General features: G+C 71.6%; 22 protein-coding genes. 11 read left to right on the top strand and 11 right to left on the bottom strand.

The annotated features are described in order from the left end of the window. Positions 1 to 7: 7 nt before the first annotated feature. Positions 8 to 712 carry a hypothetical protein gene (locus BLV76_RS03950; RefSeq protein WP_090967966.1) on the bottom strand — a complete coding sequence of 235 codons (705 nt, stop codon included), beginning with the start codon at positions 710 to 712 and terminating at the stop codon, positions 8 to 10. Between the two features lie 176 nt (positions 713 to 888). Between BLV76_RS03950 and BLV76_RS03945 the strand changes: the two genes are divergently transcribed. Continuing rightward, positions 889 to 1,383 (top strand): GNAT family N-acetyltransferase, encoded by a 495-nt coding sequence (locus BLV76_RS03945; RefSeq protein WP_217630255.1) that lies wholly within the window; start codon positions 889 to 891, stop codon positions 1,381 to 1,383. Between the two features lie 91 nt (positions 1,384 to 1,474). Next, on the top strand, positions 1,475 to 2,116 hold the full coding sequence (locus BLV76_RS03940; protein WP_139306463.1) for a VldE C-terminal domain-containing protein: 642 nt from the start codon (positions 1,475 to 1,477) through the stop codon (positions 2,114 to 2,116). Position 2,117: 1 nt separating this feature from the next. On the opposite strand, the gene BLV76_RS03935 is transcribed toward BLV76_RS03940, so the two are convergent. Continuing rightward, a complete protein-coding gene (locus tag BLV76_RS03935) occupies positions 2,118 to 3,221 on the bottom strand; it encodes a citrate synthase 2 (protein WP_090967964.1) in 1,104 nt (367 codons plus the stop codon). A gap of 53 nt (positions 3,222 to 3,274) precedes the next feature. Between BLV76_RS03935 and pdxH the strand changes: the two genes are divergently transcribed. Next, positions 3,275 to 3,922 (top strand): pyridoxamine 5'-phosphate oxidase, encoded by a 648-nt coding sequence (pdxH, locus tag BLV76_RS03930; protein ID WP_090967963.1) that lies wholly within the window; start codon positions 3,275 to 3,277, stop codon positions 3,920 to 3,922. Between the two features lie 106 nt (positions 3,923 to 4,028). On the opposite strand, the gene BLV76_RS03925 is transcribed toward pdxH, so the two are convergent. Both BLV76_RS03925 and BLV76_RS03920 read right to left on the bottom strand, forming a co-directional pair. After that, on the bottom strand, positions 4,029 to 7,013 hold the full coding sequence (locus BLV76_RS03925; protein ID WP_090967962.1) for a hypothetical protein: 2,985 nt from the start codon (positions 7,011 to 7,013) through the stop codon (positions 4,029 to 4,031). 40 nt (positions 7,014 to 7,053) lie between these two features. Further along, on the bottom strand, positions 7,054 to 7,452 hold the full coding sequence (locus BLV76_RS03920; protein ID WP_139306462.1) for a hypothetical protein: 399 nt from the start codon (positions 7,450 to 7,452) through the stop codon (positions 7,054 to 7,056). Positions 7,453 to 7,544: 92 nt separating this feature from the next. Here BLV76_RS03920 and BLV76_RS03915 point away from each other — a divergent pair, with 92 nt between their 5' ends. From BLV76_RS03915 to BLV76_RS03905, 3 genes are read left to right on the top strand one after another with little or no spacing between them, the layout of a single operon-like run. Continuing rightward, entirely contained in the window at positions 7,545 to 8,135 is a 591-nt protein-coding gene (locus BLV76_RS03915) for a TetR/AcrR family transcriptional regulator (protein WP_175539560.1), read from the top strand. Continuing rightward, positions 8,135 to 9,868 carry an ABC transporter ATP-binding protein gene (locus BLV76_RS03910; protein WP_090967959.1) on the top strand — a complete coding sequence of 578 codons (1,734 nt, stop codon included), beginning with the start codon at positions 8,135 to 8,137 and terminating at the stop codon, positions 9,866 to 9,868. Before BLV76_RS03915 ends, BLV76_RS03910 begins: the two co-directional genes overlap by 1 nt. After that, a complete protein-coding gene (locus BLV76_RS03905; RefSeq protein WP_090967958.1) occupies positions 9,865 to 11,865 on the top strand; it encodes an ABC transporter ATP-binding protein in 2,001 nt (666 codons plus the stop codon). Before BLV76_RS03910 ends, BLV76_RS03905 begins: the two co-directional genes overlap by 4 nt. Positions 11,866 to 11,879: 14 nt before the next feature. Here the strand turns inward: BLV76_RS03905 and BLV76_RS03900 are convergent, their stop codons facing one another. Beyond that, entirely contained in the window at positions 11,880 to 12,770 is an 891-nt protein-coding gene (locus BLV76_RS03900; RefSeq protein ID WP_090967957.1) for a helix-turn-helix domain-containing protein, read from the bottom strand. A gap of 432 nt (positions 12,771 to 13,202) precedes the next feature. Between BLV76_RS03900 and BLV76_RS03895 the strand changes: the two genes are divergently transcribed. Together BLV76_RS03895 and BLV76_RS03890 are read left to right on the top strand one after the other, a co-directional pair. Further along, entirely contained in the window at positions 13,203 to 14,807 is a 1,605-nt protein-coding gene (locus BLV76_RS03895; protein WP_342711282.1) for an MDR family MFS transporter, read from the top strand. 17 nt (positions 14,808 to 14,824) lie between these two features. Further along, positions 14,825 to 15,292, top strand: coding sequence for a MarR family winged helix-turn-helix transcriptional regulator (locus BLV76_RS03890; protein WP_175539559.1), 468 nt, complete (start codon positions 14,825 to 14,827; stop codon positions 15,290 to 15,292). A gap of 104 nt (positions 15,293 to 15,396) precedes the next feature. Here BLV76_RS03890 and BLV76_RS03885 read toward each other — a convergent pair whose 3' ends face one another. Together BLV76_RS03885 and BLV76_RS03880 are read right to left on the bottom strand one after the other, a co-directional pair. Continuing rightward, a complete protein-coding gene (locus tag BLV76_RS03885) occupies positions 15,397 to 16,989 on the bottom strand; it encodes a glycoside hydrolase family 13 protein (RefSeq protein WP_175539558.1) in 1,593 nt (530 codons plus the stop codon). 45 nt (positions 16,990 to 17,034) lie between these two features. Beyond that, entirely contained in the window at positions 17,035 to 17,832 is a 798-nt protein-coding gene (locus tag BLV76_RS03880; RefSeq protein ID WP_217630254.1) for a hypothetical protein, read from the bottom strand. Between the two features lie 62 nt (positions 17,833 to 17,894). Here BLV76_RS03880 and BLV76_RS03875 point away from each other — a divergent pair, with 62 nt between their 5' ends. Continuing rightward, positions 17,895 to 18,575: an iron-dependent transcriptional repressor DtxR gene (locus BLV76_RS03875; RefSeq protein WP_090967953.1), complete on the top strand. Its 681-nt coding sequence runs from the start codon at positions 17,895 to 17,897 to the stop codon at positions 18,573 to 18,575. Positions 18,576 to 18,623: 48 nt separating this feature from the next. Here the strand turns inward: BLV76_RS03875 and BLV76_RS03870 are convergent, their stop codons facing one another. From BLV76_RS03870 to BLV76_RS03860, 3 genes are read right to left on the bottom strand one after another with little or no spacing between them, the layout of a single operon-like run. Next, a complete protein-coding gene (locus tag BLV76_RS03870; RefSeq protein ID WP_090967952.1) occupies positions 18,624 to 19,457 on the bottom strand; it encodes a Sir2 family NAD-dependent protein deacetylase in 834 nt (277 codons plus the stop codon). Then, on the bottom strand, positions 19,454 to 19,720 hold the full coding sequence (locus BLV76_RS03865; protein WP_090967951.1) for a DUF2277 domain-containing protein: 267 nt from the start codon (positions 19,718 to 19,720) through the stop codon (positions 19,454 to 19,456). Before BLV76_RS03865 ends, BLV76_RS03870 begins: the two co-directional genes overlap by 4 nt. Before the next feature lie 31 nt (positions 19,721 to 19,751). Next, positions 19,752 to 21,623, bottom strand: a complete 1,872-nt coding sequence (locus tag BLV76_RS03860; RefSeq protein ID WP_090967950.1) for a beta-propeller domain-containing protein — start codon at positions 21,621 to 21,623, stop codon at positions 19,752 to 19,754. Positions 21,624 to 21,685: 62 nt separating this feature from the next. Between BLV76_RS03860 and BLV76_RS03855 the strand changes: the two genes are divergently transcribed. Further along, the gene (locus tag BLV76_RS03855; RefSeq protein WP_090967949.1) at positions 21,686 to 22,846 is read left to right on the top strand and encodes a saccharopine dehydrogenase family protein; all 1,161 of its coding nucleotides are present in this window, start codon (positions 21,686 to 21,688) and stop codon (positions 22,844 to 22,846) included. Between the two features lie 76 nt (positions 22,847 to 22,922). Here BLV76_RS03855 and BLV76_RS03850 read toward each other — a convergent pair whose 3' ends face one another. Continuing rightward, complete coding sequence (locus tag BLV76_RS03850; protein WP_090967948.1) at positions 22,923 to 23,786, bottom strand: LysR family transcriptional regulator; 864 nt, start codon at positions 23,784 to 23,786, stop codon at positions 22,923 to 22,925. 126 nt (positions 23,787 to 23,912) lie between these two features. Between BLV76_RS03850 and BLV76_RS03845 the strand changes: the two genes are divergently transcribed. Beyond that, a complete protein-coding gene (locus BLV76_RS03845) occupies positions 23,913 to 25,256 on the top strand; it encodes an NtaA/DmoA family FMN-dependent monooxygenase (protein WP_090967947.1) in 1,344 nt (447 codons plus the stop codon). The last annotated feature ends 32 nt before the right edge of the window (positions 25,257 to 25,288 follow it).

Raw genomic sequence — 25,288 nt, 5'->3', positions numbered from 1 at the left:
CGCCCGGTCAGCGACCGCATCCGCCGGCGGTGGCGAACACGTCGCCCGCCTCGAACGCGTCGGCGCCGACCACGGCGCCCAGCACGACGGCGGACTCCTCGGTCAGCTGGTACTCGAGGGACAGGTCGTGCGAGCCGCCCCGGCGCGCCCGGCCGCGGTCGTCGTCGTCATCGTCGGCCTTCACGATGGTGAGGACCGGGACGTCCTCGACACCGTCGACCTCGGCGGTGACGACGCCGTCGCGGACGTCGACGTCGAAGTCGGTCCACTCGGAGGTCACCGTGGTGCCGGTGAAGGTCACGACGGCGTTCGAGCCGTCGCCGCCCCTCGATCCGTCCTTGCCGCGGCGGTCGTCCCGCTCGTCGTCGTCATCGTCGGAGTCGTCGTTCCAGTGGCCGCGGTGGCGCCCTCCGACGCTGATCACGAGGAGGTCGTCGTCGTCGCGGCCGACGCGTGCGCCGTTCGAGCCCTCGACCTCGACGGAGGCGGCGTCGAGGATCGCGGTGACCTCCTCGGTCACCGTCATCCCGGTGCCGCGGGAGTGGCCGTGGCCGTGGCCCCAGCCGTGTCCTCCGCCGTGTCCGTGCTGGCTGTGGCGGGGTCCGTCGCCGCGGTCCCCGCCGCGATCGCCGGCGTGCGCGGGGGCGGCGACGGCCGAAAGGGCGAGCACGGACAACAGGGCGGTGACGGCGCGGAAGCGTCGCTGCTTCATGCCTTCTCCTCGGGGTTGGGGGGTCTGTCACCAGGTACTTGTCGTCGCGACCCGGCTGCGTTACGCCGATCCGAAAGATTCCTGCGAGGCAGCGGACCTGTGCAACCGCTGTGGGGCGGGTGACGACGGGTGGGGTTGTGGAGGTCGCGCGCCGGCGCGGGCATAGGGTCTGGGACGTGGACGACGACCTGCGGATCGAGCGGGTCTCGATCACCCACCCCGACGCCGCCTTCCTCGTCGAGGCCGTCCAGGAGGAGTACGTCGCCCGCTACGGCGGTCGTGATGACTCACCCATCGACCGACGCGACTTCGACGACCCGCTCGGCACCTTCTTCGTCGGCTACCTCGACGGCCGACCCGTCGCCACCGGGGCGTGGCGCCGCAGCTCGGTGAAGGCGCTCGGTGCGCAGGTCACCGCCGAGGTGAAGCGGATGTACGTCGTGCCTGCCGCACAGCGCCGCGGCCTCGCGCGGCGGATGCTCGCCCACCTCGAGACCACCGCCGCCGCGGAGGGGATCGAGGCGCTCGTGCTCGAGACCGGGATGAAGCAGCCGGAGGCGATCGAGCTCTACCTCTCCTCGGGCTACGAGCCGATCCCGGGCTTCGGCTACTACGCCGACAGCGACCTCAGCCGCTGCTTCGGACGGCTGCTGAGAACTACAGATCTGTAGTTCCCACGAACCGCTGACGGGCTTTGCGCGGGCCACCTACGGTCCTCGGGTCACGAGTGATCACTGGGGAAGGTGGTGCGAGGCGATGCGCATGCGTGCGATGGTCCCGACGACCGTCCTCCTCGTCCTCGGACTGCTGCTCGGCCACGCCGCCGCGGCCTCCGCGGAGTCGTCGTACCACCCCTCCTCGGCGCGCCGGGGGATCGGGGTCGTGACGTCGTCCGCGCCCTACGTGATGCCGATCGAGCCCTACGCCGGCTACCAGCCGCAGACGAAGTGCCGGCAGAAGCCGAAGCCCGGCATCCTGCTGCTCGCCGACTGGCTCGTCGCGCGCGGCGGTGGCTACGGACCGATCAGCCGCTCGTGCGAGGGCACCAGCACCAGCGAGCACAAGGAGTCGCGGGCCTTCGACTGGCTGCTCGACGCGAGCAAGCCGGAGGACGCCGCGCTCGCCCAGGCCATGCTCGACGAGATCTTCGCCCCCGACGACACCGGCGAGCCGGCCGCGCTGGCCCGCCGGATGGGGATCATGTACGTCATCTGGAACGACAGGATGTACGCCCCCTACCGGGGCTTCGCGCCCGAGCGCTACCTCAGCTCGAGCTGCCGCACGAAGAGGTCGTGCTCGCCCACGCTGCGCCACCGCGACCACGTCCACATCTCGCTGACCCGGCAGGGCGCGAAGGGCCTGACGTCCTGGTACTACGCGCAGCAGCAGCCACCCACCGGGTGAGTCAGCCCCAGGCCTGGTCCCAGCCGTCGACCTCGCTGGCCGGGCGGGTGCTCGGTCCGGCGTAGACCGCGGACGGCCGGATCAGGCGACCCGTGGTCTTCTGCTCGAGGATGTGGGCGGACCAGCCGCCGGTGCGCGCGCACGTGAACATCGAGGTGAACATGTGGGCCGGCACCTCGGCGAAGTCGAGGACGATCGCGGCCCAGAACTCGACGTTGGTCTCGAGCACGCGGTCGGGACGGCGCTCGCGCAGCTCGGCGAGGGCGGCCTTCTCGAGTGCCTCGGCGACCTCGTAGCGCGGGGCGTCGAGCTCCTTGGCCGTGCGACGCAGCACGCGGGCGCGCGGGTCCTCGGCGCGGTAGACGCGGTGGCCGAAGCCCATCAGCCGCTCGCCGCTGTCGAGCAGCTCCTTGACGTAGGTCGCCGCGTCGCCGTCGCGCTTCTCGACCTCCTCGATCATGCCGAGCACGCGCGACGGCGCGCCGCCGTGGAGCGGGCCGGACATCGCGCCGATGGCGCCGGAGAAGGCGGCGGCCACGTCGGCGCCGGTCGAGGTGATGACGCGGGCGGTGAAGGTGGAGGCGTTCATGCCGTGCTCGGCGGCCGAGGACCAGTAGGCGTCGATGGCGTGCGCGTGCTTCGGGTCGGCCTCGCCGCGCCAGCGGATCAGGAACCGCTCGGCGAGGGTCCTGCCCTGGTCGACCTCGGCCTGGGTGACGACCGGTTTGCCGAGGCCGCGGGCGGACTGGGCGGCGTACGACAGCACCATGACGGCGACGCGGGACAGGTCGAGGCGCGCCTGCTCGTCGGAGATGTCGTAGGTCTGGCCCATGCCGAGCATCGGGGCGAGCATCGCGACCGCAGCCTGCACGTCGGCGCGGACGTCGCCGGTGTGGATCGAGATGTTGTAGGGCTCGGCCGGCGGGAGGCCGGGGGAGTAGGAGCCGTCGACCAGGAGGCCCCAGACGTTCTCGAACGGCACCCGGCCGACGAGCTCCTCGATGTCGACCCCGCGGTAGCGGAGCGCGGAGCCCTCCTTGTCGGGCTCGGCGATCTGCGTCTCGAACGCGACGACGCCTTCGAGGCCGTGGTGGATCTCGGTCATGGTGCTCCTCCTGGTGTCGGCTCATTCTGCACCCGGTTCGTTAGTGTCCAGACATGGACTTGTCCGCGCTGCGTGAGGAGTACGGCCGCGGGGGCCTCGACGTCCCCGACCTGGCCGCCGACCCGATCGAGATGTTCGAGCGCTGGCTCCAGCAGTCCATCGACGCGGGCGTGCACGAGCCCAACGCCATGGTGCTCGCGACCTCGACCCCCGACGGCCGGCCGTCGAGCCGGATGGTGCTGCTCAAGGGCGTCTCGCCCGACGGGTTCGTCTTCTTCACCAACCAGGCCTCCCGCAAGGGTGACGAGCTCGCGGCCGACCCGCAGTGCGCCCTGCTCTTCCCGTGGCACCCGCTCGAGCGACAGGTCCGCGTCGAGGGCAGCGCCTCGGTGCTGGACGACGCCGACGTCGAGACCTACTTCCACTCCCGTCCCCGAGGTGCGCAGCTCGGGGCGTGGGCGTCCGCCCAGTCCCGCCCGGTCGCCTCGCGGGCCGAGCTGTCGGCGTCCTACGCCGAGGTCGAGGAGCGCTTCGGCGCCGATCCGACGGACGCCGAGGTCCCCGTCCCGCCGCACTGGGGTGGCTACCGCGTCGTCCCCGAGGTCGTCGAGTTCTGGCAGGGCCGCCGCAGCCGGATGCACGACCGGCTCGTCTACCGCCGCTCCGGCTCGGGCTGGGTCACGGAGCGGCTTGCTCCCTAGCGGCGCTGCAAGATCCGGTGCACGGGGTCGACGTGGCCCTCGCCTCTGCGCGAAAGCTTTCGCTCAGCCGGGAGGTGCGGCGTCGCCACGTGCATCACGAATTTCATCACCGCGACGAGGTCCTCGTGGGGACGGCGGCTGGTCGACGCATCGGCAGGCCGAGCGCCGCCGCGACCAGCAGGAGCACACCCGCCGCGCCGAGCACGAAGGACGGCAACGCGGTCGGGATGCCGAGGAAGGTCGTGATCCCCAGGATCCGCGCCATGCCCCAGGGCAGCAGCGCCATCTGGTCGTTCCAGACGGTGAGGGCGTCCTCGAGGCCGACGAGCTGGAGCAGCGACCCGACGCCGAGCAGCGTCAGCGCCACCGTGTGCAGGACGGCGGCCGTCGCCCGGCGCCTGCCGACGTGCGCCGCCAGCGCCCAGAGCAGGGCGGCGAGGACCCACCCCGCGAGCACGAACGACACGACGACGTACGCCGACCGCGTCGCCGGCTCGGTCCAGAAGGCGAACCAGTAACCGCCCGGTCCGCGCCACGCCAGCACGGCCAGCAGGAGCAGCGACCGGATCGTCACCGCGCCGCCGACGGCCACCGCCACGTGCCACGAGCGGGTCCACAGCAGCGAGGCACCGACGACGAGTGCGAGGACGGCCCACCCGATGCCGACGAGCAGCAGGTGGCTGGGCGCGAGGAACCACGTCAGCACGAGTCGGCTCCACGCCACGGCGACGAGGGGGATCGCGACGACGAGCCACCGGTTGGTCGGACCCGGCTCGCGCCACGGCGTCACCGCGGTCCGCACCATCGTCCGGCCGGTGCGCGTGAGTCCGAGCGCCAGCAGCAGCGCGACCAGCCCGCCACGGGCGAGCCACGCCATCGGCAGGTCGCGGGCGGCGCGCTCCTCGCCGATCCTGGCGGCGGTCAGGTTGTAGGCCGGCAGCGCCAGGTCGTCGCCGTACCGGCTCTCGTGCTCGGTCGCCGCCGCGTCGAAGCGCTCCCGCGCGGACTCCCAGACCTCGCGACCCTCGCCGGTGTCGAGCCACAGCGCGTGCCGCAGGGTCATCTCGCGGTAGGCGCCGAGGAGCGCGTGGAGGTCGACCTGGTAGTCGAGGGAGGAGAGCAGCTGCTCGCGCATCACGGGGTCGGAGTAGGTGGTCGCGTCGGTCCCGGCGACGAGGTCGCGCATCGTGGCGGCGAGGTCGACGGCGTGCTGGCCGTCGTCGATCGCGGCCGTGACGCCGTCGAGCCCGTCGGTGCCGCCGTGGTCGCGCGCGATCGCGTAGAGGACGTCGAGCACGGCGCTGTCGCCGGTGAGGATGTCCCACTCGAAGAGCAGCATCTGCGGCGGCGGCTCGAGACCGAGCGCGAAGGCGCGCACCTGCGCGAACTGCGGGACGTACTGCCCGTGCGTCACCGCCTCGCGGGAGTACGACATCGCCTGCGTGATCGCGGCCACCGTGTCGGGGTCGGTGGAGAACCAGCGGCGCACCCAGTCGGCGGTGAGCTCGGCGGGGTCGGCGTCGGGGTCGCGCGCCAGCCGCGCGGCGGTCTCGGAGTTGAGGTCGTAGAGCTGCCAGAAGCCGGTCGTCAGCAGCAGCGACCTCGGGCCGGCCCGCCAGGGGCCGCCGTCCTGGGTCCAGGTCCAGATGCCCTCGACGTGGGGGTTGGCGGCGATGAAGTGCTGCAGGGCCATCTGGTGCAGCACGCCGAGGTCGTCGGGCACGGCGCCGAACGACTCGAACTCGCGCCGGCTCTGCAGCTCGACGATCCGGCGCTGGTCGCCCTGCTCGAGGGTGTCGTTGAGCGGGAGCCAGGAGTAGAAGTCGCCGAGGCTGTACTTCGTCGACACCACGAGCCGCGGGGAGTCGATGCCCGCCAGGATCTCGTCATAGGACTCGGGGTTGGTGTGCATGTCGCCGACCGCGCCGACGCCGACGCTCCACGTGCGGAAGACGACGTCCTTGTCCGCGCGCTCGGCCTGGTCGGTGAAGGCGCCGAGCATCGCCTGCACCGCCTTCGGCGTGGTCACCGAGATCTCGGAGTAGTAGTCGATGCCGGGCGAGTTGTAGATGCCGCCGCCCTCGCCGATGCGCAGCACGACCCCGGACAGCTGGGGCAGCTCCGCGTAGATCTCGTCGAGCGCTGCCTCGTAGACCTTCCAGAGCCCGGGGTCCTCGGTGTCGAGGTCGAACTCGTCGGTGAGGTAGCGCTCCAGCGGCTCGCTGAGGATGAGCATGTCGGTGCGGAGGTAGACGTCGAGGCCGAGGTCGTCGAGCTCGGCGTAGATCGGTCCGAAGGCGTCGCGCACCGCCCGGGCGCGAGCGGCGTACGCAGGGTCGTCGGCGTAGATCTCCGGGATCGCGTCGAAGGTGACGAGGTCGAGGAAGCCCGGGACGGCGACGGCGTTGTAGCCCTGCGCGAGCACGTGATGGGCGTAGGCGAGGACGCTCTCGCGGGCCTCGGCGAGCGCGGCCCGGTCGATGTAGGGAGCCTCGTCGAGGAAGACGTCCTCGAACGCGCGCGAGTAGTGGGAGTAGTCGGTGCCGCCGCGCCACTGCTCCGGATCGGGGTCGACGCCGGCCGCGCCGAGGTCGACCATCCGGAACGGCAGGGCCGACGTGACGAGCCCGCGTCCCTCCGCTAGCGGCCGCTGGGCGCGGGCCTTCTGCGCGAGGTCGTAGACGCCGCGGACGGCACCGGCCTCGCTGCCGGCGGTGATGCGGATCCGCTCGTCCGTGCCGGACAGCCGGTAGGAGTCGTCGCCCTGTCCGTCGCCCTGTCCGTCGCCCGGCAGCGCCTCGTCGTCGTACGACACCCGCAGGGTCGCGGTGCCGTCCGTCTCCCCGGAGGTCGCCTCGCCGAGCTCGGCGAGCGCCGCGTCCATGCGTACGCCGTCGGGTGCGACGACGTCGATCAGGCGCGGGGGAGCGACCGCGTCGCGCGGCGGCGCCGCGACCAGCTCCTCGATCGGCACCTGCTTGGGCTCGACCCGGATGCCCAGCGCGCTCGAGATGCCGAGCGCGATGCCGGCGCCGAGTGCGGCGAGGACGAGCAGGACGACGCCGACCTGGAGCCCCCGCCTCGCGCGCACGGCGGCAGTCTACGAACGCGCCCCGTCGGTCAGGCGTGGCTCAGACGGCGGCCTTGATCTTCTCTGCGAGCTTCTGCGCCATCTTCTTGTTCTTCTTGCCGTCCATCAGGGCCTTCGGTCGACCGGGCATGTTCTCCATGAAGACCTGGACGTGCGAGCCCTGCGGGGACGGCGTGATGACGATCCCGGTCGCGTTCTCCCAGCTCATCAGCGTCTTCTTCGTGATCACCGCGATGCCGAGCTGGTCGTCGCTCATCCCCGCCAGGGTGTGTCCTTCGTCGGCGACGAGCTTCTGGACCGCGGCGCTCACAGCGAGCGGCTCACGGGGCACGTCGAGCTCTGCGCCGGCTGCGGTGTTGACGAAGTCGAACGACGGCGCCAGCGCGGCGCCGTACTGGTCGACGAGCTTCGAGTTGAGGAACCTGTCCATGGCAGTCATGGGTCGAGCGCACCACGAACCGGGTGCGAGCGGCATCCCCGGAATCGGAGAAGGAGTTGTGAGTGAGTGCTCACTCACTTAGTCTGGAGCGCGTGCCACCTCGCGCCAAGCCCCTCTCGCCCGACGACCGCCGGGCCGCCCTCGTCACGGCGACCGTCCCGCTGCTCGTGGAGCACGGTCGCACCGTGACCACGAAGCAGATCGCCGACGCCGCCGGGATCGCGGAGGGCACGATCTTCCGCGTCTTCGACTCCAAGGACGACCTCGTCGCCGCAGCGCTCGACGAGGCGCTCGACCTCGAGCCGTTCATCTCCCAGCTCCTGGAGGTCGACCCCGACCAACCGCTCGGTGCCCTCCTGCTCGAGGTGGTGGAGCTCTTCCAGCACCGCTTCGAGCGCGTCTTCACCCTCATGTCGCGGATGGGGATGCTCGGTCCGCCGAAGGCGCGGCGTCACATGGAGGCCGAGCGCGAGCGGGTCGCGACCATCCTGCAGGCCCTCGCCGAGCCGCACCGCGACCTGCTGCGCGTCCCGCCGGCCCAGCTGATGCACATGGTCCGGCTGCTGACCTTCTCCGGCACCCACCCCCACATCTCCGACGGCCACCCGCTCACGGCGGCCGACATCGTGGACACCGTCCTCAACGGCGTCCTCAAGACCCCCACGACCACCCAGGACACGTGATGCTGCTCCGACTCGTCCGCACCTACCTGAAGCCGTACGCCGCCCCGCTGGCCGCGGTCGTCGCCCTGCAGTTCGTCGGCACCATGGCCGCGCTCTACCTGCCGAGCCTCAACGCCGACATCATCGACAAGGGCGTCGTCACCGGCGACACCGGCTTCATCCTGCGCCACGGCGGCTACATGCTCGCGGTCTCGCTCGTGCAGATCGTCTGCTCGATCGCCGCGGTGTGGTTCTCCGCGCGCAACGCGATGGGCTTCGGCCGCGACCTGCGCGCGGCGATCTTCCACCGGGTCGGGTCGTTCTCCGCCCGCGAGGTGCAGCACTTCGGCGCACCGTCGCTGATCACCCGCGAGACCAACGACGTCCAGCAGGTGCAGATGCTCGTGCTGATGGGCGGCACGCTCATGGTGTCGGCGCCGATCATGATGGTCGGCGGCATCATCATGGCCGCCCGCGAGGACATCGGGTTGTCGTGGCTGGTGCTGGCCGTGGTGCCCGTGCTCGGCGGTGCGATCGGCCTGATCGTCCGCAAGATGGTGCCGAGCTTCCGGCTCATGCAGGAGCGCATCGACGAGGTGAACCGGCTGCTGCGCGAGCAGATCACCGGCGTCCGGGTGGTGCGCGCGTTCGTCCGCGAGGAGCACGAGACCGAGCGGTTCGGCGACGCCAACCAGCAGCTCACCGACGTCGCGATCCGCACCGGCCGGTGGCAGGCCGCGATGTTCCCGACGGTCATGGTCGTCTCCAACGTCGCCATGGTCGCCGTGCTCTGGTTCGGCGGGCACCGCGTGGAGGACGGCCACATGGAGGTCGGTGCGCTGACCGCCTACATCTCCTACCTGATGCAGATCGTGATGTCGGTGATGATGGCGATGTTCATGCTGATGATGGTCCCGCGTGCCTCGGTCTGCGCGGAGCGCATCACCGAGGTCCTCGAGACCGGCTCGTCGGTGGTCCCGCCGGCCGACGCGGTCACCGAGCTCCCCGGGCGGCTCGCGCTCGAGCTCGACGACGTCACCTTCGCCTACCCCGGTGCCGACGAGCCGGTCCTGCGGTCCGTGGCGATCACGGCCAGCCCGGGCGAGACCGTGGCGATCGTCGGCTCGACCGGTGCCGGCAAGTCGACCCTGGTCAACCTGGTCCCGCGCCTGTTCGACGCGACCGGAGGTGCGGTGCGCGTCGGGGGAGTCGACGTACGCGACATCGAGCCGGAGCTCCTCTGGTCGCGGCTCGGCCTGGTGCCGCAGAAGGCATTCCTCTTCCGCGGGTCCGTCGCGGACAACCTGCGCTACGGCAAGCCCGACGCCACCGAGGAGGAGATGTGGGCGGCGCTCGAGATCGCCCAGGCGAAGGACTTCGTCGAGGCGATGCCCGACCGGCTCGACGCCGAGATCGCCCAGGGCGGCACCAGCCTCAGCGGCGGCCAGCGCCAGCGGATGGCGATCGCGCGGGCGGTGATCCGGCGCCCCGACATCTACCTCTTCGACGACTCCTTCTCCGCGCTCGACCTCACCACCGACGCCCGGCTGCGGGCCGCGCTCAGACCGGTGACCCGTGAGTCGACGGTGGTGATCGTGGCGCAACGCGTCGCGACCATCCGCCACGCCGACCGGATCGTGGTGATGGAGGACGGCGCCGTCGTCGGCACCGGCACCCACGACGAGCTGCTCGAGACGTGCTCGACCTACCAGGAGATCGTCCAGTCCCAGATGACCGCCGAGGAGGTGGCATGAGCACCGAGTCGCAGGCCCCCGCCAAGGGTGGCCAGCTGAAGGAGACCGAGCGCATCCAGCAGGGCCCGGGCGGTCCCGGCCGCGGCCCGATGGGCGGCGGGATGATCGGCCAGAAGGCCGACACGTTCTGGCCCTCGCTCAAGCGGCTGCTCGCGCGGCTGCGCCCCGAGCGCCACAAGGCGTACGCCGTCGTCGCCCTGACGCTGGTCAGCGTGGTCGCCACCGCGGTCGGGCCGAAGATCCTGGGCCGGGCGACCGACCTGATCTTCGCCGGCCTGATCGGCAAGGACGTGCTGGGCTCGGGTGCGACGCAGGAGCAGGCCATCGAGGCGCTCCGCGCGCAGGGTGAGAACGACCGTGCCGACATGCTCGCGTCGATGAAGCTCACCGACGGCGTCGACTTCTCGGCCGTCGCCGACGTGCTGCTCCTCGTGCTGGCGGTCTACGTCGCCGCGTCGCTGCTGGCGTGGCTGGGCGGCTACCTGCTCAACGACGTCGTGCAGGGGACCATCCTGCGGATGCGGTCCGAGGTCGAGGACAAGGTCAACCGGCTGCCGCTGGGCTACTTCGACAAGCAGCCGCGCGGCGAGCTGCTGAGCCGGGTCACCAACGACATCGACAACATCAGCCAGACCCTCCAGCAGACGATGAGCCAGATGCTCACCTCGCTGCTCACGGTCTTCGCGGTGATCGGGATGATGTTCTACATCTCGCCGCTGCTGGCGCTGGTCGCGCTCGTCTCGGTGCCGATCTCGATGTTCGTCACGGCGGCGGTGATGAAGCGCTCGCAGGGCATGTTCATCCAGCAGTGGCGCCGCACCGGGACCCTCAACGCCCACATCGAGGAGACGTTCTCCGGGCACGCGATCGTCAAGGTCTTCGGTCGCCAGGCCGACTCCGAGCGGAAGTTCGCCGAGCAGAACGACGAGCTCTACCAGGCGTCGTACTCCGCCCAGTTCGTGAGCGGGCTCATCATGCCGATCATGATGTTCGTCGGGAACCTCAACTACGTCGTCATCGCCGTCCTCGGTGGCCTCCGGGTCGCCAGCGGCACGATGTCGCTCGGCGACGTGCAGGCCTTCATCCAGTACACCCGCCAGTTCACCCAACCGCTCACGCAGGTCGCCTCGATGCTCAACCTGCTGCAGTCCGGCGTCGCCTCGGCCGAGCGGGTCTTCGAGCTGCTCGACGCCGACGAGGAGACGCCCGACGCCTCGGGCCGGCCCGCCGCGGAGGCCGACGCGCGCGGCGAGGTGCGCTTCGAGGACGTGTCGTTCTCCTACGACCCCGAGCGCCCGCTCATCTCCGGCCTGTCCCTGGTCGCGGAGCCGGGCAGCACGGTCGCGATCGTCGGACCGACCGGCGCCGGCAAGACCACGATGGTCAACCTGGTCATGCGGTTCTACGACCCGCAGTCGGGGCGGATCCTCATCGACGGCGTCGACATCACCTCGATCCCGCGGGGCGTGCTGCGCAGCCGGATCGGGATGGTGCTCCAGGACACCTGGCTCTTCGCCGGGTCGATCCGCGACAACATCGCCTACGGCCGGCCGGACGCCACGGAGGAGCAGATCCTCGAGGCAGCCCGGGCGACCTTCGTCGACCGCTTCGTGCACTCCCTGCCCGACGGCTACGACACCGTCATCGACGAGGACGGCTCGAACCTCTCCGCCGGGGAGCGCCAGCTGGTCACGATCGCCCGCGCGTTCCTGTCCGACCCGGCGCTGCTGATCCTCGACGAGGCCACCTCGTCGGTCGATACCCGCACCGAGCTGCTGCTCCAGCAGGCGATGGCCGCGCTGCGCTCGGACCGGACGTCGTTCGTGATCGCGCACCGGCTCTCGACCATCCGCGACGCCGACCTGATCCTCGTCATGGAGGACGGCTCGATCGTCGAGCAGGGGTCCCACGAGGAGCTGCTGGCGGTCGGCGGTGCCTACGCCCGGCTCTACCGCTCCCAGTTCGAGTCGGCCGCCGAGGAGGTCGTCGTCGGCTGACCGCTCCCAAGCGTCTAGCGGGCCAGCGGCTCCTCGGCGAGCATCTCGGCCACCAGCTCGAGGCACCGCACGCGAGCCGGGGAGAAGTCGTAGGGCATCTGCTCGACCGCCGCAAGGACGCCCGTCGAGCCCTGCCCGGACCCGGGTCCGGCGTCGACGTCGCCGGCCTGCGAGGCCTCCCAGGAGTCGAAGAACCTCTCTTCCTCCTCCGCCTGGCCGGACTCCTCGATGACGGCGTTCAGCGCCAGCTCGAAGGCGTGTCGTCGCTCGGCCACCTCTGCCACGCGGGGGTCGTCGACGTCGACGGTGTCGTCGAGCGCCTCCTCGGCGGCGTCCACGCTGTCGGACTCCTCCTGCAGGTCGGGGTGGGCGGCCAGGGCGACGAACCGGCCGGCCTGGATGGCCGCGCCGAGCGGACCGAAGATCCGTTCGGTGACCAGCAGGGTGTCCAGGTCCGCCTGGCGCAGTGAGCCCTCGGGGACACCCGCGAGCCGGGTGGTGACGAGGTCGGAGAGCAGGCCCCTCCTGCTGCCCGCGGCGAGCATGCGCTGCACGGCGCTCCGCTGCTCCCGCAGCTCGGCCTCGCGGGCGGCGAGGGTCCCCTCCAGCCGCTGCAGGATCGCTGCGAGCTCCTGGTCGTCCGTGCCGTCGGACTGTGCCGGAGCCGGATCGGTGAACGCGGCACGGATGTCGTCGAGCGCGATCCCGGCGTCGGCCATCCGGCGGATCCACAGCAGGCGGATCATGTCGTCGTACCCGTAGCGGCGGCGGTCGTCGCTGCCCCGCTCGGGCTCGGGGAGCAGGCCGATCTCGTGGTAGTGGCGGATCGCCCGGGGCGTGGTGCCGACGAACGCTGCCGCGTCACCGATCTTGACCTGGCGCGGGATCGCGAACGGCAAGCTCATGGGTGGTTCCTCTTTCCGTGTGGCTGGGGTGTGGGCGTGGGACCACCGGACCACATGACGCTGCGGCAGGTGCAAGTCCGGGAGTTAATGCGTTGAGCCCCCGTGCCTGCCGACGTACGCTCGAGGCACACAGAAGGGAGGTGATCCGAGGAATGAGTTCTTTTCGGATGAGTGAGGTGGCTGCCCGCTAGGCAGCCCGGTCCGCCGACAGCTGCCGGCGAATCCACTGCAGCCACCCGACCCGCAGGCGCCCGGTCTTCATCCACCGGGGCCCCTTCTCGAAGGGGCAGCACGCCTGCGGGTCGCTGCATGTCCGGGCGACGTCGGTGTGGGCCAGGTCTCGTCGTCGTCGGCTGGCCTGATGGTTGTCGGAGGCGTAAAGTTGTGGTCAACAACTATTGCGGACGGCAACCAAGAATCGTAGGCAACGCAGTGACCCAGGCTCCCACCATCAGCGCCGAGCAGAACGGCCAGATGACCCACCGCGAGGTGCTCGAGGCCCTCAGCGGCCTCCTCCTCGCGATGTTCGTCGCGATGCTCTCCTCCACGATCGTCAGCAACGCGCTGCCGACCATCGTCGACGACCTGCAGGGCAGCCAGACCGGCTACACGTGGGTCGTCGTCGCCACGATGCTCGCGATGACCGCGACCACCCCGATCTGGGGCAAGTTCGCCGACCTCTTCGACAAGAAGATCCTGGTGCAGTCGGCGCTGGTCATCTTCTCGATCGGCTCCGTCGTCGCCGGCTTCGCGCCCTCGATGGAGGTGCTGATCAGCGCCCGCGTCGTGCAGGGCCTCGGCGTCGGCGGACTCACCGCACTCGTGCAGGTCGTCATCGCCTCGATGGTCTCCCCGCGTGAGCGTGGCCGCTACAGCGGCTACATCGGCGCCGTCTTCGCCCTCGCGACCGTGAGCGGCCCGCTCGTCGGTGGCGTGCTGGTGGACACCGTCGGCTGGCGCTGGTGCTTCTTCGCCGGGCTCCCGGTCGCGGCCCTCGCCTTCGTGGTGCTGCAGAAGACCCTGCGGCTCCCGGTCGTCAAGCGCGACGACGTGTCGATCGACTACCTCGGCGCCTTCCTCCTGGTCGGCGGCGTCTCGATCCTGCTGATCTGGGTCTCCCTCGGCGGCCAGAACTTCGACTGGGTCTCCACGACCAGCGCCCTCCTCGTCGTCGGAGCCCTCGCGGTGATCGGCGCGGCGATCTACGTCGAGGCCAACGTGGCCAAGGACCCGGTCATCCCGCTGCGCCTCTTCAAGGACCGCACCCTCACCCTCGCCACTGTCGCGTCGGTGCTGATCGGTGTCGCGATGTTCGGCTCGACGGTCTACCTGAGCCTCTACTTCCAGCGCGCCAAGGACATGAGCCCGACCGAGGCCGGCCTGATGTCGATCTGCATGGTCGGCGGTCTCCTCGTCTCGAGCATCACGAGCGGTCGCATCATCTCCGCCACCGGTGTCTGGAAGCGCTGGCTCGTCGCCGGCATGGTCGCGGTCATCCTCGGCATCGGCCTGCTCTCCACGATCGACGCCGACACCCCGCTGTGGCACACCGGCATCTTCATGGCGGTCCTCGGCCTCGGCCTCGGCGCCACGATGCAGAACCTCGTCCTCGCCGTGCAGAACACCATCGCCCTCTCCGACATGGGCGCCGGCTCCTCGGTGGTCGCGTTCTTCCGCTCCCTCGGTGGCTCGGTCGGCATCGCCGCCCTCGGCGCCGTGCTCTCTACCCAGGTCGCCGACTCGGTGAAGGCCGGGCTGACCGAGCTGCTCGCCGCGCACCCGGAGTACGCCGACGCCGTCAGCCACAGCCAGGGCGGGATCCCGGACGTGTCCGGGATGCCGGCACCGCTCCGCGCGATCTTCGAGAGCGCCTTCGGTGACGCGACCGGCCACATCTTCCTGGTCGCCCTGCCGTTCGCGATCGGCGCGCTCATCGCCGTGCTCTTCATCAAGGAGGTGCCGCTGCGCACCTCGGTGAAGCGCGACGACGAGCTCATGGCCGAGGTCAGCCCCGTCTCACCCGCTTCTCAGGTGTGAGCACCACAATGACCGCCGTGAGCACCACGAGGAGCACGACCACCAGGTCCCGCTACGACGACCTCCGCGCCATCGAGGCCGAGGTCGGCACGCTGATCCGCCGCGTCAAGCGGGTCATCGGCGAGCGCGCTCGTGAGGTGCACCCCGACCTGCACCCGATGACGTTCTTCATCCTCACCCACCTGGCGAAGGAGGGGCCGATGCGTGGCGCCGACCTCTCCGACGCCTTCGGGATGGACAAGGGCGGCGTCAGCCGGCAGGTGCAGGCACTGGTCGACCTCGGCCTCGTCGTGCGGATGCCGGACCCCGAGGACCGCCGCGCCATCCTGCTCGACGCCTCGGACGAGGGCCGCACGCGCCTCGACGCGATGAGCCGTCGCCGCAGCGACCGGTTCGACGCGCGGCTGTCGGACTGGTCCGACGAGGACCTCGCGACGTTCTCCGCCCAGCTGTCGGCGTACAACACCGCGCTCAGCGACGACTGAGGCCACTCAGCTCGAGCACCGCACCCGCCTCCGGGCGATCTGTCATCTGAAGTCGCACTCATCTGCGCGGATCGGGATGACGGATCCCCGGGGGCGGAGCTGCGTCAGTGGAGCCAGGCGGCGGTGTCGGGCGGCAGCGTGCCGTCGACCGGACCGCTGGCGAGCAGCAGCTCGCCCTCGGGGAGCTCGACCGGGGTCGTGCCGCAGTTGAGCACGACGGTGACCGGGCCGCGGGTGAAGGCGACGACGTCGTCCCCGGCGTCCAGCATCGTCACGTCCTCGCCGGCCGTCCATGCGAAGTCGCGGCGGATCCGCAGGGCGTCGCGGTAGAACGCCATCGTCGACGACGGGTCGGCGGCCTGCGCCTCGACGGTGAGGGGCGCCCAGTCCGCCGGCTGCGGGATCCACGGCTGCGCGGTGCCCGGCCCGAAGGCGTACGGCGCTTCCGTGCCGCCCCACGGTATCGGCACCCGGCAGCCGTCGCGGCCGACCTCGCCGGTGCGCAGGTACGACGGGTCCTGCCGGTCCTCCGGCGCGACGTCGACCTGCTCGAGGCCGAGCTCCTCGCCCTGGTAGAGGTAGCTCGACCCGGGCAGCGCGAGCATGGTCAGCGTGGCCGCGCGGGCCCGCGCGAGGCCCTGCGCGCCGCCGCCGTAGCGAGTGACGTGGCGCATCACGTCGTGGTTGCTGAGCACCCACGTCGGGGCCGCGTCGATGCTCTCGACGGAGGCGAGCGTGCTGGTGATGACCTCGGAGAAGGACTCGGCCGACCAGTCGGCGAGCAGCCACGCGAAGTTGAAGGTCTGGTCGAGCTCGTCGGGTCGCACGAAGGCCGCCATCGACTCGACGGTCTGGGTCCACGCCTCGGCGACGGCCATCCGGTCCGGGCCGGCCTCGTCGAGGATCCGGTGCCACGAGCGGTAGACCTCGTGCACCTCGGGCTGGTCCCACATCGGCTCGTCGGTGACCTTGCGCTCGACCATCTCGCCGGCACCGCTGACGGGCGTCCCGCCGGGCTCGACGACCTGGTCGCGCAGCGAGGCCTCCTTGAAGAGGCCGTGGGCGACGTCGACGCGGAAGCCGTCGACCCCGCGGTCGAGCCAGAAGCGCAGCACGCCCTCGAACATCGCCGGCACCTCGGGGTTGCGCCAGTCGAGGTCGGGCTGGGAGGAGTCGAAGAGGTGGAGGTACCACTGGCCGTCGTCGACCTGCGTCCACGCCGGGCCGCCGAAGACCGAGCTCCAGTTGTTGGGAGGAGTGCCGGCGGGCTTGCCCTCCGGCGAGTCCCGGAAGAGGTAGCGGGCCCGCTCGGGGCTGCCCGGACCGGCGGCCAGGGCGGCCCGGAACCACTCGTGCTCGTTGGACGTGTGGTTGGGCACGAGGTCGACCACGACGCGCAGGCCGAGCTCGTGCGCGCGGGCGATGAGGTCGTCGGCGTCGGCGAGCGTGCCGAAGAGCGGGTCGACGTCCTCGTAGTCGGCGACGTCGTAGCCGTGGTCGTGCTGGGGAGAGGTGTAGAACGGCGTGATCCAGAGCGCGTCGACGCCGAGGTCGGCGAGGTGCGGCAGTCGCGCCGTGATGCCGGGCAGGTCGCCGATGCCGTCGCCGTCACTGTCGGCGAAGCTGCGGACGTAGACCTGGTAGACGACGGCGTGGCGCCACCAGTCGCTGCGGATTGGATCGTTCACATCAGCCATGCGCCCCATCGTCTCAAGTCTCGTCGAGGACGTCGAAACCCCGGCTCACCGGCTGGGAACCCGACCGCCGAACATCGCCGGGTCGACGGCGATCCAGATGTGCTCCGCGGTGGCGACGACGCGGCCGTCGGCGTCGTACAGCGTCGAGGCGGTGAAGGTCTTGCGGCCGTCCTGGCCGCGGCCCTCGCCGACCACGACGTGCGGCTCGCCGATCACCGGCAGGTCGTCGACCCGCGCGGTCATCCGCCCGAGCACCATCAGCCGCTCGGTGAGGTCGCCGGCCCAGCCGCCGATGCAGTCGAGCGCGGCCCAGGTCACCGCCACCGACGCGCGGGGGACGTCGTCAACGTAGGTGTGCCAGTCCTCGTGGAGGCTCGGGTGCGGCGTCCAGGCAGCAGCGACGAGGTCGCCGGCTCCCTCCTGCCCGGCGTCCCCCACCTTGCCGGGGAAGATCCGCAGCCCGTCGCCCTCCTCCCGCGCCGTGCCGCAGGCGAAGCAGGTGGGGAAGGGGTGGAACGTGAGTCCCGGATACGACGACGAGGCGGCGGCCGCGACCTCGGGGGAGACCGGCTCCACCTCGGCCAGGTCCCGGTCGCTGCGCTGCGCCGTCGCGATCGGCGTACCGCCGAAGGACGCCGTGGTCACTCCGCCGTCTTGGCCGACGAGGAGGGGCGTGTCGAGGGGCGGCGGCTGGCGCAGCGAGACCTCGATGGCGGGCCAGCTGTCGCACCGGTTGTCGGGTGAGTCGGGCTCGTCGAGGGCGGCCAGGGCACCCGCCGTCCAGCCCCCGTTGCCCGAGTCGGGAGGCCCGCAGAAACGTCGCGGCACGATGAGTTCGCTCACCCGGGCCACTGTGCCACGGGCGGGTGGAGCACCGCAGTTGCCGGATGGGACACAATGACCTCGTGAGTGACCTGATCGACACCACCGAGATGTACCTCCGCACGATCTACGAGCTCGTGGAGGAGGACATCGTCCCGCTGCGCGCCCGGATCGCGGAGCGGCTGCACCAGTCCGGCCCGACCGTGTCGCAGACCGTCGCCCGGATGGAGCGCGACGGACTGCTGACCGTCGAGGGCGACCGCCACCTCGAGCTCACCGAGGAGGGCCTGCTCCTCGCGACCCGCGTGATGCGCAAGCACCGGCTCGCCGAGCGGCTGCTCACCGACGTCATCGGCCTCGACTGGGAGCTCGTGCACGCCGAGGCGTGCCGCTGGGAGCACGTGATGTCGGAGACCGTCGAGCGCCGCCTGCTCGACCTGCTCGACCACCCGACCGAGTCGCCCTATGGCAACCCGATCCCCGGTCTCGACGAGCTCGGCGACACCGTCGGCGAGGACTTCATGGACAACGTGGAGCCACTCTCCGGCGCCGCCGTCTCCGAGGACCAGCGCGTCCACGTGAAGCGGATCTCCGAGGAGATGCAGAAGGACGAGGAGCTGATGGGCCTCCTCCGCCGCGTCGGCGCCCTCCCCGGCAAGACCGTCACCATCGCGAAGACCGACGAGGGCATCCTGATCGGCTCCGGCGGCGAGACCGCCGAGCTCGTGGTCGAGGCGGCCGAGCACATCTTCGTGCGGCGCTGAGCTGGCGCTGGAGTCACCGGATATCCGGTGACCGCCCCGCTTGTCGGCCTAGATCTCGGCCGACAAGCGGGAGACTCGGGTGCACAGCTCCGTCAGGAACTCGCTGCACCCCACCTCGAGCTTGTACGACGCCAACGCGTCGCCCCGGGTCTCACCGCGGTTGACGATGACGATCGGCGTGCCTCCCGCGGCCGCGCGCTTCACGAACCGGAGGCCGCTCATCACGGTCAGGGACGACCCGGCCACGAGCAGCGCGCCCGAGGTGCCGAGCGCCTCGACGGCGGCGTAGCAGCGGGCCACGCGGTCGGCGGGGACGTTCTCGCCGAAGAAGACGACGTGCGGCTTCAGCGGGCCGCCGCACCGGCAGCGGGGGACGACGAAGTCGTGGGTGTCGTCGAGGTCGACGTCGCCGTCGGGGCGGGACTCGACCCAGCCGTGCCGTTCGAGCCAGCCGGGGTTGAGGGCGTCCAGCTCGCGCTCGAGGTCGGCGCGCGAGGAGGTCGTCCCGCAGGAGAGGCACACGACCTCGGACACCCGGCCGTGGAGGGCGACCACGGACCGTGAGCCGGCAGCCTCGTGGAGGCCGTCGACGTTCTGCGTGATCAGCAGGTCGGGGTCGAGGGCGGCGAGTGCCCGGTGGCCGTCGTTGGGGAGTGCCCTCCCCATCCGCTGCCAGCCGAGGTGGCTGCGCGCCCAGTAGCGCTGCTGCGCCTCCGGCGTCGCGACGAACTCCTGGTAGGTCATCGGCGCCCGCGTCGGGGCGCCCGGGCCGCGGTAGTCCGGGATGCCCGAGTCGGTCGAGAGGCCGGCGCCGGTCAGCACGACGAGCGGCCGTGTGGCCAGCAGGTCGAGGGCCTCGGCACGGATCGGGGCGAGGGTCACGCGTACCGCGCCTGCGCGCGGGCCCGCGCCTTGGCCGCCTCGACCTCGCGGTTCTTCGGCGGCGCGGTGGTCACGAGGTCGTCGAGGAGGTGCTCGGTGATGTGCGCGATCTCCTTGACGGCGGCGTAGAACCTCTCCTCGTTGGCCTGCGAGGGCTTGGTCGTGCCGGCCACCTTGCGGACGTACTGCAGCGCGGCGGCCGTCACCTCGTCGCGCGTCGCGGGCGGCTCGAAGTTGTTGAGCGGTCGGATGTTGCGGCACATAGAGGTGAGGGTACGTCCGGAAGCGGCGCCGTCACAGGGCCAGGAACGAGACGTCCGAGCCGGTCACGAGCGCGACCTTGCCGGAGGCGAGCGGCACCAGGCGGACGTCGTACACCGCCTCCCCGTGCTCGACCTCGACCATCCGGTTGGTCATCCGCCCGTCGGCGAGGGAGAGGATCGAGACCCAGCCGGTCATCCCCTTCGCGCTGCTGCCGTCGACGACGGCGAGGGCGGTGCGCTGGTCGGGCAGCCAGGTGAACTGGCGCGGGTCGGAGCTCGCGCCGGCCCACGTGCCGGGGTCGTAGCGGACGACGTCGATCTGGCGGGGGTTCGCGAGGTCGGTGACGTCGAAGAGCGCGGCCTGCGCCCCCTGGACGAGTCCGTCCGCGGTGGCGTCCTGGCCGAGCCCGATGAGGCGGTGCTCGCCCAGTGGGTGGAGGTAGTCGGAGTAGCCCGGGATCTCGAGCTCGCCGAGCAGCACGGGCGCGGCCGGGTCGGTCAGGTCGACCGCGTAGAGCGGGTCGGTTTGGCGGAAGGTCACCACGATCGCGAGGTCGTCGAACCACCGCACCGACTGGATCGTCTCCCCGACGCCGAGGTCGTCGACGCGTCCCTCCTCGACCAGCGAGGAGCCGTCCTCGCGCAGGGTGATCACGGAGTTGGCCGTGCCGGTCGCCGCGCTCGGTCCGACGGCGACCCGGAGCGACCCGCCGACGGCGTCCATCGACCAGCGGTCGGCGATCGTGCCCGCGACCTCGCCGGAGGCGACGTACGACGCCTCCATCCCGTCGAGCGCGAAGGCGAAGATCGGCGTCGTGCCACGCGGCTTCTCCGGCAGGCCGACGCCGCAGTCGATGCACTCGCTCCACGGTCCCCACCACGCCGGCGCACCGGCCGCGAGGTAGAAGCGGTCGGTCGAGAAGTACGACGTGTCGGAGTCCGTCGCGACCGCCGTCGCCGTGCGGGTCGTGGGCGAGGCGGGGTCGAGCGCGAGCACCGTCGTCGTGCCGAGCGCGAGGTCCTCGTCGGCGGGCACCGCCACGTCGCCGCAGTCGACGACGGGCTGGCCGTCAACCGTCGGGAGCCAGTCGGCGAGCGTGGTGCCGCGCACCAGCGCGCGGTTGTGGAGCCGCGCCCGCAGCTCGCCGAGCGTCCCGTCCGGCGTCGAGAAGTCGAGCTGGGGCAGCTCGGTCTGCACGACGACGCGGACGACGTCGCCGGTGAGCCGCACGGCCGACGCGTGCCCGGTGACGGTGGTCGTGTCCACGATCGACGGCGACCGGGGGTCCGACAGGTCCACCGTGGTGATCGTCGTGCCCGTGTCGGTCGTCCCGAGGACGACCGCGCGGCCGTCGACGAGCAGCATCTCGCCGCCCGGGTCGTGGGGCCAGCCATGGCTGCGGGCCGCAGGCACCGGGGTCGTCGACAACAGCACGGGGGCGTCGCCGGAGACGTCGTACGCCAGCAGCTCGCCGTCGCGCACCCGCAGCAGGAGCGAGCCCGCGACCTTCACCACGTCGGCCTCGTCGACGCCGGCCTCCTGGACGTTGGTGCCGGACTCGTCGCTGGTCGTGCGCGACGTCGTCGGCATCGACCGCTCGACGCCTGCGCTCGAGGACAGCGGCATCGCCGCGTCGCCCTCCGCCGCGAAGACCCGCATCTCGCCGTCCCAGCCCCACGGGCCCACCTGCTCGACGGCCCGGTCGACGTAGGACTGCAGCAGCGCGTCGCACGAGCCGGGGCTGGTCAGGTCGGCGTTCGCGAGCCGGATGCGCGGGGACTCCGGGGTGCCAGTGGGGCCGGAGTCCTGCCCGATCGCGTAGCCCACGCCGACGGCGGCCGCGAGGCTGGTGAGAGCGGCGATGCCGGTGACGGTGGTGCGCAGTCGGAGCGGGGTGGCCATGTCGGGTGGGACGGCGCGTGCGGCCCACGGGTTCCGCGACCGCCGCGTGACACGATGGCGCGATGAGCGACAGGCCCTTCGACATCGTGCTGTTCGGCGCCACCGGGTTCACCGGAGGCCTCACCGCCGACTACCTCGCTGCGCACGCACCCGAGGGCCTGCGCTGGGCGGTCGCCGGCCGCAACGCCGACAAGCTCGAGGGCGTGCGCCGCCGCCTCGCCGACGCAGGTGCCGCGGTCGAGGTCCTCGTCGCCGACGCCACGGATCCGGCCGCGCTGGCCGACGTCGCCCGCCAGGCCCGGGTCGTCGTCACCACCATCGGCCCCTACCTCGCCAACGGCGGGGCGCTCGTCGCCGCCTGCGCGGAGGCCGGCACCGACTACCTCGACCTCACCGGGGAGCCGGAGTTCGTCGACCGGACCTATCTCGAGCACCACGAGACCGCCGTGCGCACCGGCGCCCGGATCGTCCACGCGTGCGGCTTCGACTCGGTCCCGCACGACCTCGGCGCCTACTTCACCGTCCAGCAGCTGCCCTCCGACGGGCCGATCACCGTGCGCGGCGTCGTCCGCGCCGGCGGCACGCCGTCGGGCGGCACGTTCCACTCGGCGCTCGACCAGTTCGCCCGCGCCAAGCAGATGAAGAAGACGTACGCCGACCGCCGCCGGGCCGAGGGGAAACCGGCCGACGGCCGCTCGTCACGCTCGGTCGGGGGCAAGCCGCACCGCGACCCGGTGCTCGGCTACTGGCTGCTCCCGCTGCCGACCATCGACCCGATCGTCGTGGCGCGCAGCGGCGCCGCGCTGCCGGCGTACGGCCCGAAGTTCCGCTACTCCCACTGGGCGGGCACGAAGACGCTGCGGTACGCCGCCGGCGGGGCGATCGGCGTCGGCGCGCTCACCGTCGCGGCGCAGGTGAAGCCGGTGCGCGACTTCCTCAAGGGCAAGGTGCCGCAGGGGTCCGGGCCGGACGCGTCGAAGCGGAAGAAGTCGTGGTTCACCGTCGACTTCGTCGGCGAGGCGGGTGGCGAGACGGTCCACACCCGTGTCTCGGGCGGCGATCCCGGCTACACCGAGACCGCGAAGATGCTCTCCGAGGCGGCCCTCTGCCTCGCGCTCGACGACAACCCGGAGACGTCCGGCCAGGTCACCTCGGCCGTCGCGATGGGCGACGCGCTGCTCGCCCGGCTCCAGGCGGCGGGGATCCGGTTCGAGACCGTCTGAGATCGGTCTGGCGCTACCGAACAGTCGCGGGGTGATCGGAGCCGATCGACACCCCGACTGTTCGGTAGCGAGCGGCCTAGGACGTGAGCGCGAGTCCCGAGCCGGCGAGCACGGCGGCGACGGCGTCCGCGGCCAGGGCGACGACGTCGTCCGCCAGCCCGGCGCGCGGGCAGACGTAGAGCGTCAGCGGCTCCGGCGTGGGCAGGTCGCTGACCGCGACGAGGCCGGGCGGCGGCTCGTCGAGCGCCATCAGGGCGACGCCGAGGCCGGCGCTGACCGCCGCCTGCACCCCGGCCAGCTGGGTCGCCTCAGCCCCGATCGTGGCGGGCACGCCGTGGTCGGCGAGGGTCTGGAGGGCCCGCTTGCGCAGCTCGCACGGGTTGTCGAACGCGACGACCGGCACCGGGTCGGGTGCGACGGGCAGCCGCCACGAGGCAGCGGCGTACCAGGTCAGCTCGAGCGCGCCGACGGGCACCGCCCCGGGGTGGTCGGCTGCGTTGAGGAGGAGGGCGAGGTCGACCTGGCCCGACGCCAGTCCCTCCCGGAGCCGGGCGCCGCGGTCGATGCGGTAGCGGAACGTCGTGCGCGACCCGGCGTCCTCGAGCGCCGCCGAGAGCGAGGGGAGCAGGCGCGCGGCCGCGTGCTCGGTCGAGCCGATGGTGACCTCGAGGTGGGCACCGGCGAGGTCGCGGAGCGCGTCGTCGTGGGCGGCCAGGATGCCGCGGGCCGACGCGAGCAGCCGCTCGCCCTCGGGCGTGAACCGCGAGCCGCGACCGTGCCGCTCGACCAGCCGGAGCCCGGTGGCCGCCTCGAGCCGCCGCACGTGCTGGCTGACCCCTCCCTGGCTCAGGTGGAGGTGCTCGGCAGCGCGCTGGAACCCGCCGTGGTCGGCCACCGCCACGAGGCTGCGGAGGGGGCCGATGTCGAGGATGCGTTCCATGTCGATCAGATTAGTCGACTATTGATCACGCGTCGTGATGACACGCATCACGGACCCGCGTTGGATCGTTCACGCAAAGTCGATTAACTTAGTAGAGAAAGGTGTTCCAACTGCGAGAGGGAGTCGATGGGCACGAGGCAGATGCACCTGGGAGCGGTGCCGTACGGCACGGGCGGACCGGGCAGCCACACGCTGTGGCTCGACCCCGAGATCCCGGGCGACGCGAGCGTCAACATCGACTGGTTCGTCGAGATGGCGCAGCTCGCCGAGCGCGGCAAGTTCGACCTGGTCTTCATCGTCGACAGCCAGTTCATCACCCCGTTCTCGCCGCCGCACTACCTCAACCGGCTCGAGCCGCTCACCCTGCTGAGCGCGCTCGCCACGCAGACCAGCCGCATCGGGCTGGTCGGCACGGCGACCACGAGCTTCAACAGCCCCTTCAACCTGGTCCGCCGCTTCGGCAGCCTCGACCTGATCAGCAAGGGCCGTGCGGGCTGGAACGTCGTGACCACCGGTGACGCCGGCACCGCCGGCAACTACGGCCTCGACGAGCACTACGACTACGACACCCGCTACGGCCGGGCGCAGGAGTACGTCGAGCTCGCCCGGGCGCTCTGGGACTCCTACGAGGACGACGCCTTCGTCCGCGACCGCGAGACCGGTCAGTTCCTCGACGCCAGCAAGCAGCACGTCCTCGACCACGAGGGCACCTACTTCGCCGTGCGCGGCCCGCTCAACCTGGTCCGCTCCGCGCAGGGCCACCCGGTGATCTTCCAGGCCGGCGACTCCGACCAGGGCCGCGACCTCGGCGCGAGCGTCGGGGAGGGGATCTTCACCCACGCGCCCGACATCCCGAGCGGGCAGGCCTTCTACGACGACATCAAGACCCGCGCCCGCGACAAGTTCGGCCGCAACCCCGACCACGTCGTCGTCATGCCCGGCATCAAGGTCGTGGTGGGCGACACCGACGAGGACGCCCGCGAGATCGAGGCGGCCAACAACGACCGCGACCACACCTTCGGCGCCGCCCTGCGGGAGTTCGGGCGTCCCTTCGGCTGGCACGACTTCACGCAGTACGACCTCGACGCACCGTTCCCGGCCGAGGCCCTCGTCCACGGGGAGCGCTCCTTCTACACGCAGGCCAAGGCCGTCACCCAGCGGGCGGCCGACAACGGCTGGACCCTGCGCCAGGCCGTCGAGGCCACCCGCGCCTTCCGCAAGAGCGAGTTCGTCGGCTCGGCCGCGACGGTCGCCGACAAGCTCGTCGAGTGGTGGGAGGCGCGGGCCTGCGACGGCTTCAACATCGGCCTCGACCACCCCGCCAACTTCCGCCGGATCGTCGACGAGGTCGTCCCGATCCTCCAGGAGCGCGGCGTCTTCCGCGCCGACTACGACTCCACCCACCTGCGCGGGCATCTCGGGCTGCCCGTGCCGGTCAACCGCCACACGGCGGCTCGGCAGGCCGGCTGACCCCGGCCGCAGCACCCACCCCCACCCAACCG

The sequence above is a fragment of the Nocardioides exalbidus genome, from assembly GCF_900105585.1.
GTDB classification, from domain to species: domain Bacteria; phylum Actinomycetota; class Actinomycetes; order Propionibacteriales; family Nocardioidaceae; genus Nocardioides; species Nocardioides exalbidus.
Note: the sequence above shows the minus strand (reverse complement) of the source record. Positions and strands in the feature narration are given on the sequence as shown.

Bases quoted from the DNA above. Each gene is read 5' to 3' on its own strand.
- BLV76_RS03950 (WP_090967966.1), bottom strand. From the start codon at position 712: ATGAAGCAGCGACGCTTCCGCGCCGTCACCGCCCTGTTGTCCGTGCTC.
- BLV76_RS03850 (WP_090967948.1), bottom strand. From the start codon at position 23,786: ATGGAACGCATCCTCGACATCGGCCCCCTCCGCAGCCTCGTGGCGGTG.
- BLV76_RS03920 (WP_139306462.1), bottom strand. From the start codon at position 7,452: ATGACTGCCATGGACAGGTTCCTCAACTCGAAGCTCGTCGACCAGTAC.
- BLV76_RS03910 (WP_090967959.1), top strand. From the start codon at position 8,135: ATGCTGCTCCGACTCGTCCGCACCTACCTGAAGCCGTACGCCGCCCCG.
- BLV76_RS03860 (WP_090967950.1), bottom strand. From the start codon at position 21,623: ATGGCCACCCCGCTCCGACTGCGCACCACCGTCACCGGCATCGCCGCT.
- BLV76_RS03845 (WP_090967947.1), top strand. From the start codon at position 23,913: ATGGGCACGAGGCAGATGCACCTGGGAGCGGTGCCGTACGGCACGGGC.
- BLV76_RS03935 (WP_090967964.1), bottom strand. From the start codon at position 3,221: ATGACCGAGATCCACCACGGCCTCGAAGGCGTCGTCGCGTTCGAGACG.
- BLV76_RS03855 (WP_090967949.1), top strand. From the start codon at position 21,686: ATGAGCGACAGGCCCTTCGACATCGTGCTGTTCGGCGCCACCGGGTTC.
- BLV76_RS03865 (WP_090967951.1), bottom strand. From the start codon at position 19,720: ATGTGCCGCAACATCCGACCGCTCAACAACTTCGAGCCGCCCGCGACG.
- pdxH (WP_090967963.1), top strand. From the start codon at position 3,275: ATGGACTTGTCCGCGCTGCGTGAGGAGTACGGCCGCGGGGGCCTCGAC.
- BLV76_RS03885 (WP_175539558.1), bottom strand. From the start codon at position 16,989: ATGGCTGATGTGAACGATCCAATCCGCAGCGACTGGTGGCGCCACGCC.
- BLV76_RS03940 (WP_139306463.1), top strand. From the start codon at position 1,475: ATGCGTGCGATGGTCCCGACGACCGTCCTCCTCGTCCTCGGACTGCTG.
- BLV76_RS03905 (WP_090967958.1), top strand. From the start codon at position 9,865: ATGAGCACCGAGTCGCAGGCCCCCGCCAAGGGTGGCCAGCTGAAGGAG.
- BLV76_RS03900 (WP_090967957.1), bottom strand. From the start codon at position 12,770: ATGAGCTTGCCGTTCGCGATCCCGCGCCAGGTCAAGATCGGTGACGCG.